Origin of the sequence: Paucisalibacillus globulus DSM 18846 (assembly GCF_000482485.1) — a bacterium.
GTDB classification, from domain to species: Bacteria; Bacillota; Bacilli; order Bacillales; family Amphibacillaceae; genus Ornithinibacillus; species Ornithinibacillus globulus.
On the sequence record NZ_AXVK01000001.1, the window covers coordinates 32,406 to 51,918 of the forward strand.

The window sequence follows — 19,513 nt, forward strand, 5'->3', positions numbered from 1 at the left end:
ACCTCCAAATATAAGTATTATTTTGAAAACTTGTTCTTATTCTAAACTATTTCGGGATGCGAAGCAATTAGAAAATGCTAGGTTTTTAGATTTTGTTTTAAACCAACTAAGAACGTGTTTAATTGCCTACGGTTTCTAAAAATATGTATAGCTTTATTGTTTAATTTTGCAAGTCTATCGTACGTTTTTGAAGCTTTATTTTTGTTGTGATTTTTGGTCCATAAAATAAATTCCCAATCTAATTTTTCTGGGCAATCTTTTCCGATATCTGGTCTTGATTTGTTTCGATACATGATACGTCTTTTAGTAATTCCATATAAACAGCGGAGAGTAGAGTAATTTAAGAAGATAATGGTATCGGCATCTTTCAGCCTTTTTGGCAATGTAATACTGTAGTTTCCATCAATAATCCAGTTTTCTTGGTTTAGAATCTTATCATGTCTATCTATGAATATTGACTCCTCTGCGGGTGTCCAACCAGATTCCCAGTATAGAGCATCCATATGATGGACAGGTATATTTAATAATTTCCCTAATTGTTTGGCTAGAGTTGATTTTCCTGCTCCAGGGTTTCCTAGAATGGCAATTTTCTTCATATTGGCCTCCTTTGAATTGAAATATTCTGAATGGTAGACAAGAAATTTAGGCTGTCTCGTTAGGGGGACCCTAGTGTAAGACAGCCATCAATTATGCATTTGCAATTATGTTTTCTTGTATATTAGCATCCTTTTCATATGCATCTTGAAGTTTTCTTGTGATTTCTCCAGGTTTACCATCTCCAACTGGATGACCATCCACAGATACTATCGGTGTGATTTCAGATGTGCTGCTTGATAGAAATAGTTCATCTGCATCTGAGATATCGTTAAGGAGAAATGCATCTTCTACTAATGGGATTTGAAGTTCTTCAACAAATCTTTCAATTGCCATCCGAACACAGCCATGTAAAATATTTCTTGTTGTTGGATGGGTAAATATTTTTTCATCCTTTACTAAGTAAACATTAGAAGCGGAACATTCGGTAACAAGACCATCCTGGTGTAGGATTGCCTCATAACATCCATTTTCTTTTGCCTCTTGCTTTGCCATAAGATTCGGTAACAAGTTAAGACTTTTAATATAGCAGTTCTCCCAGCGAATATCGCGGTGTGTAATTACGCTAACGCCTTTTTTAATGGTTGATAGATTTCGAGGTAAAGATTGAACATAAGCATAAATATTTGGTTCCACACCTTCTGGGAAAACATGATCTCTTGGTGCAGAACCTCGAGATATTTGCATGTACACCTTTCCATCTTCTATCATTTTATTTCGATTCAATAATTCTAGTAACAATTCTTTCAATTTTTCTTTCGAATAAGAGAGTTTTATTTTTATAGCTTTTGAAGAACGGTATAGTCGGTCTACATGCTCATTGAATAAATAATACTTACCATTATAAATACGAATTACTTCATATACTCCATCACCAAACTGAAGAGCACGCTCTTCTAATGGGAATTTTAAACTGTCACGATGTACAAATTTATCTTGTGACAAAATGACCGGAAAGACAGACAATCCCTTCGCCTCCTTATTATTATGACTATTTTAATACTTCTGTAAGTAGTTGTAAATGATTGTTTTTATATACTATTCTTATTGTATCTATACTGTTATTGGGTGTGGGAAATAGGAATTTAAAGATAACGTAAATTAAATGGAAAATAAAAAAACACAAAAATATCTCTTGCATTTCGACAAAATTCTTGTTATACTAATTCTTGCATTCCAAAAATAATGTAAGTTAAGATAACAGACTACGGGACCAACAAAAGCCAGAAAATAGTAGGTATAGTAACGAGCAATACTTCCGTCTAATAGACCACATTGGGCTCGGTCAATAAAATTAAATAAAAATTCTATTCATCAATGCGGGTGTAGTTTAATGGTAAAACTCTAGCCTTCCAAGCTAATGTCGTGGGTTCGATTCCCATCACCCGCTCCATACATATGTCCTAACGCAGTATTTCGTAATAACTTACGAAGTGTTGCGTTTTTCCTTTTCATCAAAAAACCTCAGATGACTTAACAAATTTATTTCCAAATAGTATCTTATAGTTAGTTAAACATAAAACTTGAAGGGAGGCACTGTCCATGAATACAAATCAATTAAAACAAGAAATCATTGAATACAGTAAAGAAATTGGAATTGATAAGATTGGTTTCACAACTGCCGATATATTTAGTGAGCTTAAAGAACGGCTAATCCGACAACAAGAATTGAACTATCAATCCGGTTTTGAAAAAGGTTCTAATGAAGAACGCACCGAACCGAGACGACTTTTACCAGAAGCACAATCTATCATTTCAATTGCAGTTGCCTACCCGTCACGGATGAGGAAGGATGCACCAAAAAGTACGAAAGAAGAACGAAGGGGTTTTTTCTGTCGTGCATCATGGGGAATGGATTATCATGAGGCACTCAGGGAACGATTGCGAAAATTAGAGGTATTTATTCACGAAAAAGTAGAGGGTGCTGTAACAAAGATTATGGTGGATACTGGTGAACTATCGGATAAAGCAGTTGCAGAGCGTGCAGGTGTGGGTTTTGTTGGGAAAAACACCATTCTGATTACTGAAGAATATGGATCCTTTGTTTACCTTGGTGAATTGATTACTAATATTCCATTCGTACCTGATACACGGGTAGAAGACGGATGTGGAGATTGTAGGAAATGTATTGATGCTTGTCCTACTGATGCAATTGTACAGGGAGGGCAATTAAATGCGCAACGTTGCATTGGTTTCCTTACTCAGACGAAGGATTTTCTTGCCGATGAATTTCGCGTTAAGCTTGGTAACAGAGTTTATGGCTGTGATACATGTCAGCTAGTGTGTCCGTATAATTTAAAAAAGGATTTCCATCTACACCCTGAGCTTGAGCCGGAAGATGATGTTGCTAAACCGAAGTTAAAGCCAATGCTAACTATGTCTAACCGTGAATTTAGAGAAACCTTTGGACATGTTGCTGGTGCATGGCGTGGTAAGAAGCCACTGCAACGAAATGCGATAATTGGTCTTGGTCATTATAAAGACAAGACAGCTGTTGATGAACTTATAAACATTATGAATAGTGATCCTCGTCCAGTGATTCGTGGTACAGCTGCTTGGTCCTTAGGGAAAATTGGGACGGAAGAAGCATTTTCGGCCATTCAAGAAGCAATGCTTAAAGAAAAGGATACGGATGTACTTTTCGAAATGGATAAAGGTTTAGCCTTTCAGGAAGTTCAACTTATAAAAGAATAGGGGGAAGTATTGTTGAACCTATATTATGGGGAAATCAAAACACCTATTGGTACGATGCTAGCTGTAAGTGACGGTGAAGGATTAGTTAGAATTGATTATGGTGGTTTTTCTCAAAATGAAGAAAGCTTAATAAAATGGACGAAACGATTTTTGGAAAATGTCCAACTAACCCATGCAGAAGATAAAGTATCTCATGTTAACAAGCAGTTAAATGAGTACTTTCGCAAAGAAAGAGTAGAGTTTGACTTTGAATATTCTTTTTACGGTACAGACTTTCAGAAGAATGTTTGGCAGGTATTAGTCGATGAACTTCCATTTGGTAAAGTAAAATCCTATAAAGAAATTGCTATTGCGATTGGAAATCCGAGAGCAGTTCGTGCGGTTGGTGGGGCTGTTAATAAAAATCCTTTTTCAATTGTTGTTCCTTGTCATCGGGTGATGGGAGCAGATGGGAAATTAATCGGTTATAATGGTGGTTTAGATAAAAAAGAATATTTACTGAAACATGAAGAAATATTGCTTTAGACATGCATTCCCTCCATATATATCCTAATGGAGGGGATATTTATGAAATCGTTAAGTAGGTTTTGGGAAGAACTCATCGAATCGGAAGTGTCTAACGCAGACTGGTGGGAAAGAAAAAAGGTATTAAATGAAAAACGAAATGTGAAGATAGTTAAGGTGAATGGGAGGGGCCATATATACCAACGTTTGGATTATGGTCTAGAAGAGAAAGTTTATTACCATCTTCACCTATCTATACTGATGAAGCAGGGTAAACATTTTATAAGAGAAGAGCGGGTCATTCCTTATGAATTCTTATTGAAATCTGGAAAGATTATTGACCATAGACAATCAGAGTATGGTGGACAAGAAGAACAATTGGACAAATTACTACCTGATACATTGAAAAGTAATAGTACGGAAAGGTTTACCTATGATCGCCGTGCAGCTGTTCAGTATGCAGAAAGATGGTGGAATAGTTATAATCCTGAGTATCACAAGTTTGAAGTGGATTGTACGAATTACATTTCCCAATGTTTACGAGCAGGTGGTGCTCCAATGCGGGGGGCACCAAATCGAAACCAGGGTTGGTGGTATTCGGGAAGTAATTGGAGTTATAGCTGGGCAGTTGCCCATTCATTAAGATGGTATCTAACAGGATCCACACAAGGATTAAAAGCAACAGAAGTAGAATCCCCATCAGAACTACAGCCAGGTGATGTTATCTGTTATGATTTTGAAGGGGACGGTAGATGGAACCATAATACAATTGTAGTAGCAATGGATGCAAATGGCATGCCACTTGTTAATGCACATACATCCAATAGTCGTCATCGTTACTGGTCTTATGAGGATTCTACTGCATATACACCGAATATCCAATATAAGTTTTTCCGTATTGGCGAATAGTGATATAATAGTAAAGTTGATTATGCAAAGGAAAAGAGCAAGGAGAAATGAATTGTGAGTGTACATGTTGTATTATTTGAACCAGAAATCCCAGCAAATACCGGGAATATTGGAAGAACATGTCTCGCGACTGATACTAAGCTTCATCTAATTCATCCACTAGGATTTTCTACTGAAGATAAAGCAGTTCGCCGAGCAGGATTAGATTATTGGAAAGATGTTGATATCGAGGAGCATCAATCAATATTCGATTTGTATGATAAGTTTCCAGAGGGTAAGTTTTATTATATTGAGAACTTTGGGACAAAGCACTACACTGATTTTGACTTTAGTAATTCTGATGAAGATTTATTCTTTGTATTTGGAAAAGAATCTTCTGGAATACCTAAGGATTTACTAGTTGGAAAAGAGAATCAATGTTTAAGAATTCATATGAATGATAAAGTTCGTTCCTTGAACCTATCAAATACTGCGGCAATTATAATTTATGAAGTTTTGAGACAACAAGGTTTTCCACATTTAACGTAATATTGACGTCATTCACTTAAGTGGGTGGCGTTTTTTATGTGAGTGGGTAGCATGGTTTTGGGTTTTGGTCCCATGCTCCAGGTTTCCAGGCACTTGTCTCACGATAACGCTCTCATGCTTAACTCACCAAATTCTTCCGTACCAGGAAGCTATTTCCCACTCCAAAACAAAAAAACTAGCTCTTCATACAAGAGCTAGTTCCTCATACATTATTGATTTTTCTTTGGTACCCCTGGTTTAGCTTCATAACCAGAAGCAAAGATTGATACTATGAATGTAACTATCACACCAATAAGAAGTGCTAATTTCATTATGTTATCCTCCTTTAAGTAAATCCATATGTAACATACACTTTATTATATCTGTTCCCATTATAACGAAAAATTAATAGAAAGGGAACTAAGAATGGTTACAAATACATGAACGAATAAGTGTGAAAATTATTTATATTATTAATTTGATACAATTCTAGGAAAAGGCAAATAAGATTTATTGTTTCGCTAAAGAAAATAAGGTATATTAGTTGATGAAGTTTGATGTCGGTTCTATAATAAGAAATGCAAACATAAAACCGTTTTCAAACGGAGAAAGTTAACTTCTAATGGGGGTATAAGACGTGGCACAAAATGATGAATCTTCACAAAGATTCTGGGGAGAGTTTCATGGTCCTAATATAGGATATTTAGAAGAACAATATGAGCTGTATAAAGAGGACCCTCAAACAGTTGATCCATCTTTAAAAGATTTGTTCGATCAACATGGAGCTCCTACTTGGTTGAGCTCATCAACTGATACAGTACTAGTAGGTTCTGGAAGTACTTCTATTAATGATGTCAAGAAAATTACCTCAACAGTTAAATTAGTTGAGGCTATTCGTCGTTTCGGTCATTTAGAAGCAGATATTTATCCTGTGAGTATTCAAGAAGAAAGAAAATCCGAATTACTCAACCCACAAAATTATGGTTTAACAGAAGCAGATTTAAAAGAGATTCCTGCTGCTTGGGTATGGGAAAAGGCGCCAGTTGGTGTAGATAATGCACTTGATGTCGTACGTGAATTAAGGAAATATTATACTGGCACGATTACATTTGAATATGACCACGTAGATAGTGACGAGGAGCGAGATTGGCTTTCTGATTATATTGAATCTGGAAAAGCTCGCTTAAACCTATCTAATGACGAGAAAAAACAATTACTAGACCGTCTTGCAAATGTAGAGGGGTTTGAAGGATTCCTTCAAAAAACATTTGTTGGTCAAAAGCGTTTCTCAATTGAAGGACTAGAAGCAATGGTTCCAATGCTGGACCACATTGTAAAGTATGCAACAGAAGATAAAGTTGAAAATATTATGATGGGTATGGCACACCGCGGAAGATTAAGTGTGTTGGCTCATGTATTAGGGAAACCAATTGATAAAATTTTCTCTGAATTCCACCATTCTCCGAATAAGGAATTAATGCCTTCTGAAGGTTCTAGAGGGATTACGTATGGATGGACTGGAGACGTTAAATACCACTTTGGTGCTGTTAAAGATGTAAAAGACGGCGAAGAAACAAGGATAAAAATTACACTTGCACATAATCCGTCTCACTTAGAATTTGTTAATCCGGTAGTAGAGGGATTTGCTCGTGCAGCACAGGATGACCGTTCAGAAAATGGTTATCCAAAACAAGATGTTTCAAAAGCTATTCCGGTATTGATTCATGGGGATGCTGCCTTTATCGGGGAAGGTGTAGTTGCTGAAACACTTAACCTTGCAAACCTACCTGGATATCGTACTGGTGGAACATTGCATATTATTGCAAACAATTTACTGGGTTATACAACTAACCAAGAAGATGGACGTTCGACTCGTTATGCTAGTGACTTAGCAAAAGGATTTGAAATTCCAGTCATGCACGTAAATGCAGATGATCCAATTGCATGTGTATCCGCGATTAAATTTGCTTACGATTATCGTCAGAAATTTAATAAGGATATTTTAATAGATTTGGTCGGATACCGCCGTTATGGCCATAACGAAATGGATGAGCCGAGGGTTACTCAGCCTAAGCTTTATGGTTTGATTGATAAGCATCCAACTGCTGCTAATGTTTTTGCAAATGAATTAGCAGAAAAAGGTGTCATCACTAAAGAAGAATTTGACCGAATGGTAACAAGTGTTGAAGAAAATTTAAAGACGATTATTGAAGGCATGGATGAAACTGAAATTGCTAAAGTGGAATGTAAGCCTATGCCAGATGCTTTAAATACTGATTTGGAAAAATATGAAACTGCAGTATCAATGGAAGAACTAGAGGAACTGAATAACGGACTATTTAACCGTCCGGAAGGCTTTACGGAAAATAAAAAGCTAGCAAGAATTTTCAAACGCCGTAAAGAGGCTTTACAAGATGGTAACTTAGTTGACTGGGGTGCTGGGGAAGCACTTGCGTATGCTTCAATCTTGAAAGACGGTATCCCGATTCGTCTAACTGGTCAGGATTCTGAGCGTGGTACATTTGCTCATCGTCATGCGGTTTTAAATGATGCTGTTACTAATGAAAAGTACAGTATTTTCCACGGGTTAAATGCCAATGCGTCATTTGATATTCGTAATAGCCCACTTTCTGAAGTTGCTGTATTAGGATTCGAATATGGATATAGTGTTCAATCTCCCAATACACTGGTTCTTTGGGAAGCACAGTTTGGGGATTTTGCTAACGTAGCACAAACGATTTTTGATCAGTTTATGTCAGCAGCTCGTGCAAAATGGGGAGATAAGTCCAACATGGTGCTATTACTTCCACATGGTCATGAGGGAGCAGGACCAGAGCACTCAAGTGCAAGATTAGAACGTTTCTTGCAAATGTCTGCTGAAAATAACTGGATTGTAGCTTATGTAACATCATCGGCACAATTATTCCATTTAATGCGCCGTCAAGCCGCATTGCGTGGTAAAGAGGAAGCTCGACCATTAGTATTAATGACACCGAAGAGTAGTTTGCTTCGAAATCAGCGGATTGCTTCAGAGGCCAAAGAATTTACTGAAGGAAAATTTCAGGCTATTCGTAACCAGCCAAACTTAAAAGTAAGCAAGAAGAATGCAACACGCTTATTAATTGGTTCTGGTAAAGTTATGATTGATATTGAAGAAGTAATGGATGGTTCTAATGAGAAATTAGATTGGCTACGTGCTGTTCGTTTAGAACAAATTTATCCTTTCCCAACAAAAGAAATGGAGGGTATTGTAAAAGAACTTCCAAATCTTGAGGAAATTGTTTGGGTTCAAGAAGAGCCTAAAAATCAGGGAGCATGGGATTTTGTAGATGACTATTTACGGGAATTGTTAAAACCGGGTCAAACACTTCGTTATATTGGACGTCCTGATCGATCTGCACCAGCCGTTGGTGATCCAAATGTCCATAAGGCAGAACAAGAGAAAATCATAGAAAAAGCAATTAACCCGACATTAGGAGGAGAATCCAAATGAGTAAAATTAAAGTACCAGAACTTGCCGAATCCATCACAGAAGGAACAATAGCTGAATGGCTAGTAAAAGTAGGGGATAAAGTAGAAAAAGGTGATCCTGTCGTTGAATTAGAAACAGATAAAGTTAACGTTGAAGTTAACTCGGAGGTTTCTGGTGTTATTACAGAAATCGTTAAAGAAGAAGGCGAAGATGTTGTCGTTGGCGATGTTATAGCCGTTGCAAGTGAAGAGGGTGGAGCTACTCCTGAACCAGTAAAAGAGGAAGCGCCAGTAGTGAAAGAAGAAGCACCAAAAGAAGAGTCAAAAGCTGCACCAACACCAGCTGCTAAGAAAGAAGAAGAAACATCTAATCGTGATGTAATTGCTTCACCGGCTGCTAGAAAACGTGCTCGTGAACTTAATATTGATTTAAGTACTGTAGCAACTCGTGATCCACTTGGTCGCGTACGTCCGGAAGATGTCGAGGCTGCTGCAAGTGCACCTAAACAAGCGGCACCTGCTAAGAAAGAAGCCACTAAAGCTACGCAAGTAACTGAGTTCAACAAGCCGGTTGAAGTAGTGAAAATGTCTCGTCGTCGTCAAACAATTGCGAAGCGCTTAGTTGAAGCACAGCAAACTGCAGCAATGCTTACAACATTCAACGAAGTAGACCTAACCAATGTGATGAAGCTTCGTGGAGAGCGCAAAGATAAGTTCTTAGATAAGCATGGTGTTAAACTTGGTTTCATGTCATTCTTTACAAAAGCAGTGGTAGGTGCTTTAAAAGACTTCCCACTACTAAATGCTGAAATTCAAGGAACAGATTTATTAATTAAGAAGTTCTATGATATTGGTATTGCAGTGTCTACAGATGATGGTCTAGTTGTTCCGGTTGTACGTGACGCTGACCGTCTAGATTTCGCTGGTGTAGAACGTGAAATTGCTGACTTAGGTAAAAAAGCTCGCAATAAGGAATTAGGTTTAAATGATCTTTCAGGTGGGACTTTCACGATAACAAATGGCGGAACATTTGGTTCCATGCTCTCCACGCCAATCTTGAACGCACCTCAAGTTGGTATCCTAGGAATGCATAATATCATTAAACGTCCAGTCGCAATGCCGGATGATTCTATTGAAGTCCGACCAATGATGTACCTAGCACTTTCTTACGACCATAGAATTGTTGATGGTAAAGAGGCGGTTCAATTCTTAGTTCGTGTGAAGCAACTATTAGAAGACCCATATGATTTATTATTAGAAGGTTAATATTCGATAACCTAAGTTTATAAATTTTGTCCTAATTAGCAGATTAGCTTTATCTGCTACCTTATTAGGAAAGATATTTATTAAAGATTTTAGATTCATTGATACTAATAGTTAATAATTGATGGACCAAAGTTGGGAACGATACCCTACTTTGGTTCTTTTTTTTGTGTAGAAACTATAGTTTAGATGGGTTAGTAAATTTGGATAAATTCTTATATTTTGCAAAATAAATAATAGCCGTTGTTATGGACCTTTTAGGTGGAATTTTATTATTAAAAAGGATATGATAACACTTGTCGTGATTTTTGTGGGAAAAATTCTAATGATATACGAATGGCTGAGTCATATATCTTTTGGGTACATATTTTTAAAAAGATTCATTACTTTTCTACTTTATTTTATCTACGGCAAATAGCATTAATCTATATAATTTAGGGTACTACTAAAGAGTAGTATGATTAACATCTAGGAGGCACATCTATGGACATTCTTCTTGGTATTCTTGCCATTATTGTTGTAATTGGACTATCTTATTTCCTATCGAACAACCGTAAGATTATTAATTTCAAAGGAATTGGGATTATGATTTTAGCTCAGCTCCTTACTACCTGGTTTATGTTTAATACTACATTTGGACAAACCGTCATTAATGGAATATCAGCCGTATTTGATAAGTTAATTGAATTTGGAACTGCAGGTGTTAATTTTATACTTGGTGGTGTTTTGCGAGGAGAAGGTGGGATATTTTTCTTTGATGTACTTCTACTTATCATTTTTTTCGCAACGATTTTACAAGTCCTTACGTATTTGAAGATTCTTCCAATTATCATTAAATATATTGGCGCAATTATATCTAAGATAACTGGTCTTCCGAAAGTTGAATCATTTAATGCAGTGAATAGTATTTTCTTTGGACAATCAGAAGCATTAATTGCTGTTCGCTCTCAGTTTCATCATTTAACTGCGAATCGTCTGTATATCGTTTGTGCCTCAGCAATGGGATCTGTATCTGCTTCCATTGTAGGAGCTTATATGCAAATGCTTCCACCAAAGTATGTTTTAGTTGCTCTACCATTAAATATGTTTAGTGCTTTAATTGTTGCTTCGATAATAGCTCCTGTCAAAGTCCCTAAGGAAGAGGATAAGGTTGATATTACGGATATCTCTAATGAAAAAAGTATCTTTGAAGCAATGGGAAATGGTGCGCTAGAAGGTGGAAAAATTGCTCTTATTGTAGGAACAATGTTAGTTGCGTTTATTGCATCACTAGAGCTTGTGAACTGGGTTATTCAAGCAATTTTCTCGGGAATTACATTGCAACAGATACTAGGGTATATTTTATATCCAATTTCTTTTCTCATGGGTATTCCTACAAGTGAAATATTGGATGCTGGTAGTATCATGGGAACAAAAATCGTTACAAATGAATTTGTAGCTATGTTGGAATTTCAAACTTTGATGGATCATGTTTCCGAGAAAACAGTTGGGATTGTTACCGTATTTCTAACGTCATTTGCGAATTTTTCTTCCATTGGAATTATCGCTGGTACGGTACAAGGAATTGATAGGGAAAAGGGTGGAGAGGTTGCGAGATTTGGATTGAAGCTTTTATTAGGTGCAACACTGGCTTCTATCTTATCCGCAACAATTGCAGGATTATTCATTTAAAAATTTAGCACTTTAGTGTGTTTGAGGGACTATCCCTCATAAAGAAAAAACTCATCCGTGAACTTAACTTGCGGATGAGTTTTGTTGTATTATTACCTTACTGTATTTTTTTTGAATCAACACGAGCCTAATCAATAAGAATATAGCACCGATACTTAAACCTGCAATTATCCCTACCCAGTAACCAAAAGGTCCAAGAGTCGTGTGATTTGCGAGTATCCAACCTGTTGGTAAACCAATTACCCAATAGGATATAAGCGCAATGACTAAGGTCATATTGACATCTTTGTATCCACGAAGTGCTCCCTGGATTGGTGCCCCGAAAGCATCTGCCAGTTGATAAATAATGGCAAAGCCAATAAATTGAACGGTTAATGCAATAACATCTGGGTCTGAACTATATAGACTAGCAACGAAATCATTGAAGAGAAAAAGGATAGCACCATTAAATAATGCAATGAAAATACCACCAGCAATACCAATGTATCCATAAACTTTTGCATCGTGCATACGTTTTGCCCCAACTTCAAATCCAACTGTTATCGTTAAAGCCATTCCAACACTTAATGGAATCATATAGAGTAATGCCGAAAAGTTCATTGCTGCCTGGTGTGCTGCTATAGTATTTGTATTATATTCACTCATTAAAAGCGTTACCGCTGAAAAAATACTTGTTTCAAAGAAAATAGCAAAACCAATCGGAATACCTATTCTTAATTGTTCAAACCAATCGGATACTTTCGGTTTTTCCCAAGTAGAAAATACTCTGTAATTACGAAAAGGCTTTACATACATTAAGATAACTACTGCAATAACACAGATAATCCAATAGGTTAGTGCGGTCGCAATCCCAGCACCAATTCCACCCATAGTGGGGAACCCAAATTTCCCAAAGATAAAAATATAATTAAGGAATATGTTAATTGGTAATGCAATTAAAATGATAATCATCGATGTTCTCGTTTGACCTAAGGAATCCATGAAACAACGTAAAGTATTGAAAATAAATAATGGAATAATACCAGTACTCAAGGTAATAAGATAGTACTTGGCAATATGTCGTACGTCAGATTCTAAGTCCATCGTATTAAGAATTGGATTAAGAGTGAATAAACCAATCAGTAAAATGATAAATGCCAATCCAATCGATAAATAAATAGCTTGTTGTACCTTTTTGCTGATTGTTTCCTTTTCCCTTGCACCAAGCAAGTGTGCAATTATAGGTGTAATGGCTAGTAACACTCCATTTATCCCCGTGAAAACAGGTACCCAAAGACTAGAGCCAATTGCTACACCTGCTAGATCCACCGCGCTTGCTTGACCTGACATAACCGTATCAAAAAAGGTCATCAAGTTTAAGCTAACCTGTGTAATTAAAATAGGGAAGAAAATGATGAAGAATAACGTGATTTTTTGTTTTAATGAATTTGTTTGATACATATTATGCTTCCTTTTTTGATTAATTTTTAATAGGATAAAGAGGTAACAGAATTACATGCATTATGCTATTATACGATTATGTGCTGTAATTGGAAAGAGGGGACTACAAAGATATTATGAAAAAGAAACGAATACTGTTCACTGGCGGTGGAACTGCAGGTCACGTTACTGTCAATTTGGCATTAATTCCTGAATTCCAACGTGAGGGATGGGAAGTTGATTATATTGGATCAAGAGATGGTATAGAGAAGGATTTAATTGGACAATTAGATAATGTAAATTACTATGCAATATCAACTGGGAAATTAAGACGGTATATGTCTATTGAAAATTTAAAGGATCCTTTTAAAGTAGTGAAAGGAACATTGCAATCCTGGAAAATTATAGGGAAACGGAAACCAGCTGTTGTATTCTCAAAAGGAGGTTTCGTGTCTGTACCCGTTGTGCTTGCTTCCAAGCTTCGAGGAGTATCAGCAGTGATTCATGAATCCGATTTTACCCCAGGACTTGCGAATAAATTAGCGATTCCTTTTGCGAAAAAAATACTAGCAACTTTTCCAGAAACGGTAAAGTACTTGCCAGAGGAAAAAGCAGAATATGTTGGGGCTGTCGTACGTGAGGAGCTCTTCCTTGGCGACAAAAATAAGGGACTTGCATTATGTGGATTTAATCGGGAGAAGCCAGTTCTATTGATTATGGGTGGAAGTGGTGGAGCTCATAAGATTAATGAAACCGTTCGTGGGTCACTTGCTACATTGTTGGATAAGTTTCAAATTGTGCATATTTGTGGGACAGGAAAAGTAGATGAGTCAGTTCAAAAAGAAGGTTATGTTCAGTTTGAATATGTGAATGAAGAGCTAAAAGATATTTTTTCCATAACAGATTTTGTTTTATCACGTGCTGGATCCAATGCTATATTTGAATTTCTTGCATTGCATATCCCGATGTTACTCATTCCATTGTCAAAGGAAGCCAGTAGAGGAGACCAAATTATCAATGCAAAATCTTTCCAAGAAAAAACATATGCAAGAGTTTTGGAGGAAGAAAATTTAACGGAAGAGACACTCAATAAAGAACTAGATAAGCTAGTTCAACAAGCACCAATTATAATGGATCAAATGAAAAAGTATCAAAGTGAAAAGTCACGTGACCGAGTAATAGAGATAATAAAAGAATCTACAAAATAATGGGAATACCTTTCTTGGTTTAATAATCTAGAAAGGTATTTTTTGTTTTATAGGAAGAGTTAATAAGGACATTTGATAATTTATCAGTAATTAGTAAATAATAATGCTATAAATGATAATTTAGGAGGCTATTTTGTGAGTCGAACTATAAATCTAACCTCGGGCGAGATTGCATCTTTATGGACAACCTATATGAGTGATAGTTTATCTAAACAAATGCTGGGTTATATGTTGAAGTATGTATCAGACTCTGATATTAAGCCAGTAGTACAATATGCATATGATCTTTCTACAAATCATATTGAAGAATTAAAAAAACTTCTTAATAAGGAAGAATTTTCTTTACCTAATGGGTTTACTGAGCAAGATGTAAATCCAGATGCACCCTGGCTGTTTACTGATATCTTTTGTCTAACGTATATAAATCATATGGCGAGGATTGGAGGAGTATCCTATTTCGGGCTTCTTTCAATGAGTATAAGAGAGGATGTAAGGGGATATTTTTCTCAGGCCATTAAAGAAACAACAGTTTTATATAATCGTTCAACTGAAACAGCTCTATTAAAGGGAGTTAATGCTAGACCCCCTTATATTACAGTTCCAAAAGAAACTGATTTTATTGATAGTAAAAAATATCTAAGTGGACTCAATCCGTTTAATGAAAAACGCCCTTTGAATGCTATTGAAATAGCTTATCTCTATATGAATATTGCAACTAACTCAATAGGTGTGAAATTATGTATGTCCTTTGCCCAAACTTCTTTTAATAAAGAAGTTCAAGAATTCATGATTCGAGGGAAGGATATAGCCAAAAAACATATTAAAATTTTTGCTGATACATTGATGAAGGATGACATTGAGGCTCCACAGGTTCCAGATGTGGCAGTAAGTGATTCTACAACATGGACTTTTTCCGATAAATTGATGATGTTCCACACATCCCTTTTGATGCAAGCGGGAATAGGAAATTATGCAACCGCAGCGGCAGCCAGTCAGCGGTCCGATCTAATGATTAACTATGAACGCTTGTCAATAGAAGTTGCTAAGTATTCGAAAAGTGGAGCAGATATTATGATTCAAAACAGTTGGCTTGAACAACCACCGGGTACAAATGACCGAAATAAATTGGCTCGAGAAAAAGATTAAGTTTCCAAAACTGGAATTCCAATTGAACTAAATTGTGTGATGGTCTAGGAATTCTGAATAAAACAGTCTAGTGTTTCTTATAAAAATGGAGGTGACTCAGGGATGGTGCATAATTGGACATTTGAGTCACCTATATTTTTATTTAGAATAGGTGAATGAGAATGGTTTTTCAAACTAAATTGAAAGGGAGAAGTGTTTTTCCCTAGAAATGTTCTAAATAAAAATCAAATTATGATTACTCTTTCACTTTAATTCTATTATACATTTTCGAATTTCTTACGCATCTTTCCACTAAATGACCCAAACAACCCAAAATAATTCCCCACAATAATCCGTTAAATATTGGACTGGACAATAATGATAAATAGGGGATTTTATCAAGTAAGTGGTGATAATAAATACCAATATTCATTCCGATAACAAATGCTACAAAGAATCCTGTTAAATGGGTTCTTTTTACTGGAGCTTTATTCTCCTGTTTGGAATTCAAAATGATAGCTTTGTTATAAGCATGCCAAATACCAAAAGCATAGGTTGACGGGTAGAATAATCCCCATTGATGATTGAAAATGTCATGAGCAGATTCTGTGTCTCCATGGAAAGAGTGTAAAATAGATGTATTTATACTGGAAAATCCGTTTGCGATAATTTCAAATAAGAAAAGTAATGTACCAAAGATATATTGCCCATTATAGAATTGACCAAACCCAGTCATCATAATGGACCATAATAAAGCAGCAATCGGGGATTTATATTCATATTTTTGTTCCAGTTCCATAATAAAATTCCTTCTATTCACTAATAATTGATAGTCATAATTGTTATTATTTGTTAATAGGAAGATAATATGTAAATGAAGTTGGGAAGCTTGGGGTTAGAAGGTTATAAAAGAGAGAAGAAGAGAGCCCACTATATCCTCCCTAAACAAAAGACAAGTGGGCAACATCTAATTTATGTTCTCTGTTCCTTTTTAAAGCATTAATTATTTCTGTTTAAATGGCCACCAATTTGCATTACCAAATAGGCGAACCATAATTGGAATAAACAATGGCAGCATAACAAATGCATAAAGGAATAAACCAATTAATACGACTGTGGCTATTTGTAAAATGGATAATACCCCTGATGGAAGCATTGCTCCAAAAGTCCCTCCTAAAATAACAGCAGCAGAAATGATGACTGTACCCATCTTCTTCATCGCTGTAAGCATCGCTTCTTTTAAATTACCATCACGGTATTCATTAAATCGATCCATTAAGAAGATACTGTAGTCAATACCAAGAGCGGTTAACATAACAAAAGCAAAGAATGGTACCGCCCATGTTAACCCATCATAACCCATTATATTAACGAAAATGATTTCGCTAAATGCCATTGACGTAAAGTAAGTAAGAACCAATGAACCGATTAGATAGATTGGCATGATAATGGAACGAAGCAAAATGATTAAGATAATAAATATACCTGCAATCATATAAAGGACAGTTCTGGAATAATCTTCATCCGATACATTTTGGAGATCATTATTCGTACTGCTTATTCCACCTAACAATGCTTCACTATTTTCAAAAATAGTATCATGTTTTGTCTCATCTACTTTATTCTGAATTTGATCAATCATATTTAATGCTTCCGTTGAATAAGGGTTAAATTCAAGGACAACATCAAATTTAGCGATTGTCTTGTCTTCTGAAAGATACATAGTTGCACCTTCCATAAATGCTTCGTTTTCTAAAGCTTCTTCTGGAATCATAACAATTGGATTACTTTCGTCTGTTTCAATATCGCTTAGATATCCTTGGACTTCATTTAATCCATCACCAATTTGTTGTAATCCATCGGCACCGTCTGCCAAACCAGATGATAATTGTCCAAGTTGATCTTGCATTTCCTGGAATGCGGTTTTCAGTTGTTCCTGTCCACCATAAAGCTCAGATAAACCATCGCGAAGGCTAGGAATGTTTGAGACTACTTGACCTTGGCCACCAGCTGCTTGTTCTAAACCATTTTCAAGTTCCTCGATGCCAGCTATTAATTCACCAATTCCTGCTGAAAGCTGATCTTGACCTGATATAGTTTTACTTAAATTATCATTTAATAGATTTAGTGGAGAAATTACTGTTGTTTGCAATGTTTCTTTTATACTTGTTAACCCACTTAATTTGTCTTTTAAATCATTTATACCAGTTTCTGCACTAAGAATGGCATTATCTAAGTTTGATTTTGCATCACTTAATACAGTTTTAGTTTCATCAGACGGATTAACATAGTCTAATTGGGTTCTAATTCCTTTTAAACCTTCAATCAATTGGTCAAACTGTGTCATTTGATTATCATCTAATGAGACACCATTTCCAAAGTTATTTAGCCCTTCTTCGATAGCCTGATAACCACTAAGTAACTCTTTACTTCCGGCTATCGTTTGATCTAAATTATCTTTGATAGTCTGCAAATTTTCTTTTATTTCACCGGCACCCAATGCTCCAGTTTCAATACCATCTTCAATTTTTTGTAAGGCAGATTGGATATCTTGAACTCCAGACTTAGTAGCCTCTGTGCCACCCAGCAATTGTTCCACACCATCTTGTGCTTCCTCTAACTGTGGTCCTGCTTTTTGTAATTCGCTAGAAGCTTCTTGTAAGCCACTTTGAATTTCTGTTATTCCATCTGTACTTTTTCCAATTCCATCAGCTAATTGTCCAGTAAATCTATCCACCTTGAAGTCTTCAATAATGGAACCTGTTGGTCTGGTTGCGCTTCTTACTTGGTCAACGCCATTTAGCTTTGCGAGGGCTTCTGCAATGCGTTCCATTTGCTGAAATTCTTCTACGGTGTCAATTGGATTATCTGATTCTAATACAACTGTTGTTGGCATAGTTTGCCCAGGTCCAAAACTATCAGAAATATAATTGAAACCTTTAACAGACTTATAGGAATCACCTATTTCCTCAAGAGAATTATAGGATTTATCGCCATCATAGCTTACTAATGCAGGGACCACAATCACTGCCACGATGAGTAGTGCGAGTGTAGGTCTTGCCCATGCAAAAGTTCCAACTGATCCCCATAATTTACTTTCCTTATGGGATACCGATTTATCAAATGGCCAAAACAACTTTTTACCAAAAACGACTAAGAAAAATGGCACTAATGTTGCAAGTGCTATCATCACTACTGCGACCCCAACCGCAACCGCAACAGCAGATTGGTATAATGAGAAGGTGGAAAGCCCAATGGTGGAGAATCCAATTAATACGGCTATACCCGCAAATAGTATTGTTTTGCCACTAGCTTTATATGTGTTAAGGACAGCATCCTTAATGGGAGCACCTTCTGAAAGTTCCTCTTTAAATCTACTAATCAGTAAAATACAATAATCGGTTCCAATCCCAAACATGATAGCAACCATAAAGATTTGCGTGAATGTTGAAAGTGGAAAATCTATCTTGTCTGCTAGAATAGATACAATTCCTTGTGCAGCTAAATAGGATATTCCTACCGTTAATAGGGGGATAAATGGTGCGACAAAGGATTTAAACACAATAAATAAAATAACGAGTATTAACCCAACTGTAATGATTTCTGTTTTCTTTAATCCTTCTTCAGAGTTTGTAATAATATCCTGGGAAATAAATGCCTCACCTGTTAAATAATGTTCAATCTCCACATCATCCAGTATGGAATTTATTGATTCACGTGCCTCGTCAACTTCTCTGTTTTCTAAGGAGACTTGAAAAGGTACGATAATCGTTGTTTCATCAGCTGAAACAGTTTGTTCCTCGATTGCTGGATCAGAATTAAAGGATAGTATATCAGAGACTCCTAAAGTCTCATTATTTTCTTCCAAGATACTAATAGCTTTAATAACTTCATCTTTCTCTTGTTGGTCAAAGCCATCTTCTTCATGAAAAACAAGTACGGAACTAGTTTGATTCCCGGATTGACCAGATGACATGGATTCAATGAGCTGTTGTGCTTCAACGGATGGTGAATCCTCGGGAGCCGCAATTTGCCCCTTTTCCCGAACAAGCTCTTGTAAATTCGGTGCAAAAACAAATAGTGACACCGCTGTAGCAATCCATATAACTGCAATTAACCATCTGAAGCGAATAATATATTTCATTAAT

At 36.2% G+C, this 19,513-nt stretch carries 14 protein-coding genes and 1 tRNA gene; 10 read left to right on the plus strand and 5 right to left on the minus strand.

Annotation, left to right across the window (positions count from 1 at the left end):
• Positions 1-77 precede the first annotated feature (77 nt).
• Together K332_RS0100165 and dat are read right to left on the minus strand one after the other, a co-directional pair.
• Positions 78-596, minus strand: coding sequence for an AAA family ATPase (locus tag K332_RS0100165; protein WP_026905598.1), 519 nt, complete (start codon positions 594-596; stop codon positions 78-80).
• A gap of 91 nt (positions 597-687) precedes the next feature.
• Positions 688-1,560 carry a D-amino-acid transaminase gene (gene dat / locus K332_RS0100170; protein ID WP_026905599.1) on the minus strand — a complete coding sequence of 291 codons (873 nt, stop codon included), beginning with the start codon at positions 1,558-1,560 and terminating at the stop codon, positions 688-690.
• 353 nt (positions 1,561-1,913) lie between these two features.
• On the opposite strand from dat, the gene K332_RS0100175 reads away from it, so the two are divergent.
• The 8 genes from K332_RS0100175 (at position 1,914) to K332_RS0100215 (ending at position 11,613) form a co-directional block, all read left to right on the plus strand.
• Positions 1,914-1,987: transfer RNA gene (locus K332_RS0100175), tRNA-Gly, on the plus strand.
• Between the two features lie 149 nt (positions 1,988-2,136).
• Positions 2,137-3,288 carry a tRNA epoxyqueuosine(34) reductase QueG gene (queG, locus tag K332_RS0100180; RefSeq protein ID WP_026905600.1) on the plus strand — a complete coding sequence of 384 codons (1,152 nt, stop codon included), beginning with the start codon at positions 2,137-2,139 and terminating at the stop codon, positions 3,286-3,288.
• A 12-nt stretch (positions 3,289-3,300) separates the two neighbouring features.
• Positions 3,301-3,813, plus strand: a complete 513-nt coding sequence (locus K332_RS0100185) for a methylated-DNA--[protein]-cysteine S-methyltransferase (protein WP_026905601.1) — start codon at positions 3,301-3,303, stop codon at positions 3,811-3,813.
• Positions 3,814-3,855: 42 nt separating this feature from the next.
• Positions 3,856-4,701: an amidase domain-containing protein gene (locus K332_RS0100190; RefSeq protein WP_026905602.1), complete on the plus strand. Its 846-nt coding sequence runs from the start codon at positions 3,856-3,858 to the stop codon at positions 4,699-4,701.
• A gap of 54 nt (positions 4,702-4,755) precedes the next feature.
• Positions 4,756-5,229: a tRNA (cytidine(34)-2'-O)-methyltransferase gene (locus K332_RS0100195; protein ID WP_026905603.1), complete on the plus strand. Its 474-nt coding sequence runs from the start codon at positions 4,756-4,758 to the stop codon at positions 5,227-5,229.
• Between the two features lie 616 nt (positions 5,230-5,845).
• Positions 5,846-8,701, plus strand: a complete 2,856-nt coding sequence (locus K332_RS0100205; protein ID WP_026905604.1) for a 2-oxoglutarate dehydrogenase E1 component — start codon at positions 5,846-5,848, stop codon at positions 8,699-8,701.
• Positions 8,698-9,945 carry a 2-oxoglutarate dehydrogenase complex dihydrolipoyllysine-residue succinyltransferase gene (gene odhB / locus K332_RS0100210; protein WP_026905605.1) on the plus strand — a complete coding sequence of 416 codons (1,248 nt, stop codon included), beginning with the start codon at positions 8,698-8,700 and terminating at the stop codon, positions 9,943-9,945. Before K332_RS0100205 ends, odhB begins: the two co-directional genes overlap by 4 nt.
• Positions 9,946-10,425: 480 nt before the next feature.
• Positions 10,426-11,613, plus strand: coding sequence for a NupC/NupG family nucleoside CNT transporter (locus tag K332_RS0100215; RefSeq protein WP_026905606.1), 1,188 nt, complete (start codon positions 10,426-10,428; stop codon positions 11,611-11,613).
• A gap of 63 nt (positions 11,614-11,676) precedes the next feature.
• On the opposite strand, the gene K332_RS0100220 is transcribed toward K332_RS0100215, so the two are convergent.
• Positions 11,677-13,053, minus strand: a complete 1,377-nt coding sequence (locus K332_RS0100220) for an MATE family efflux transporter (RefSeq protein WP_026905607.1) — start codon at positions 13,051-13,053, stop codon at positions 11,677-11,679.
• Positions 13,054-13,169: 116 nt separating this feature from the next.
• Between K332_RS0100220 and K332_RS0100225 the strand changes: the two genes are divergently transcribed.
• Positions 13,170-14,240: an undecaprenyldiphospho-muramoylpentapeptide beta-N-acetylglucosaminyltransferase gene (locus tag K332_RS0100225; RefSeq protein ID WP_026905608.1), complete on the plus strand. Its 1,071-nt coding sequence runs from the start codon at positions 13,170-13,172 to the stop codon at positions 14,238-14,240.
• A gap of 135 nt (positions 14,241-14,375) precedes the next feature.
• Positions 14,376-15,386, plus strand: coding sequence for a DUF3231 family protein (locus tag K332_RS0100230; protein WP_026905609.1), 1,011 nt, complete (start codon positions 14,376-14,378; stop codon positions 15,384-15,386).
• 235 nt (positions 15,387-15,621) lie between these two features.
• On the opposite strand, the gene K332_RS0100235 is transcribed toward K332_RS0100230, so the two are convergent.
• Together K332_RS0100235 and K332_RS0100245 are read right to left on the minus strand one after the other, a co-directional pair.
• The gene (locus K332_RS0100235; protein ID WP_026905610.1) at positions 15,622-16,164 is read right to left on the minus strand and encodes a hypothetical protein; all 543 of its coding nucleotides are present in this window, start codon (positions 16,162-16,164) and stop codon (positions 15,622-15,624) included.
• 204 nt (positions 16,165-16,368) lie between these two features.
• Positions 16,369-19,509 (minus strand): MMPL family transporter, encoded by a 3,141-nt coding sequence (locus tag K332_RS0100245; protein ID WP_026905611.1) that lies wholly within the window; start codon positions 19,507-19,509, stop codon positions 16,369-16,371.
• Positions 19,510-19,513 lie beyond the last annotated feature (4 nt).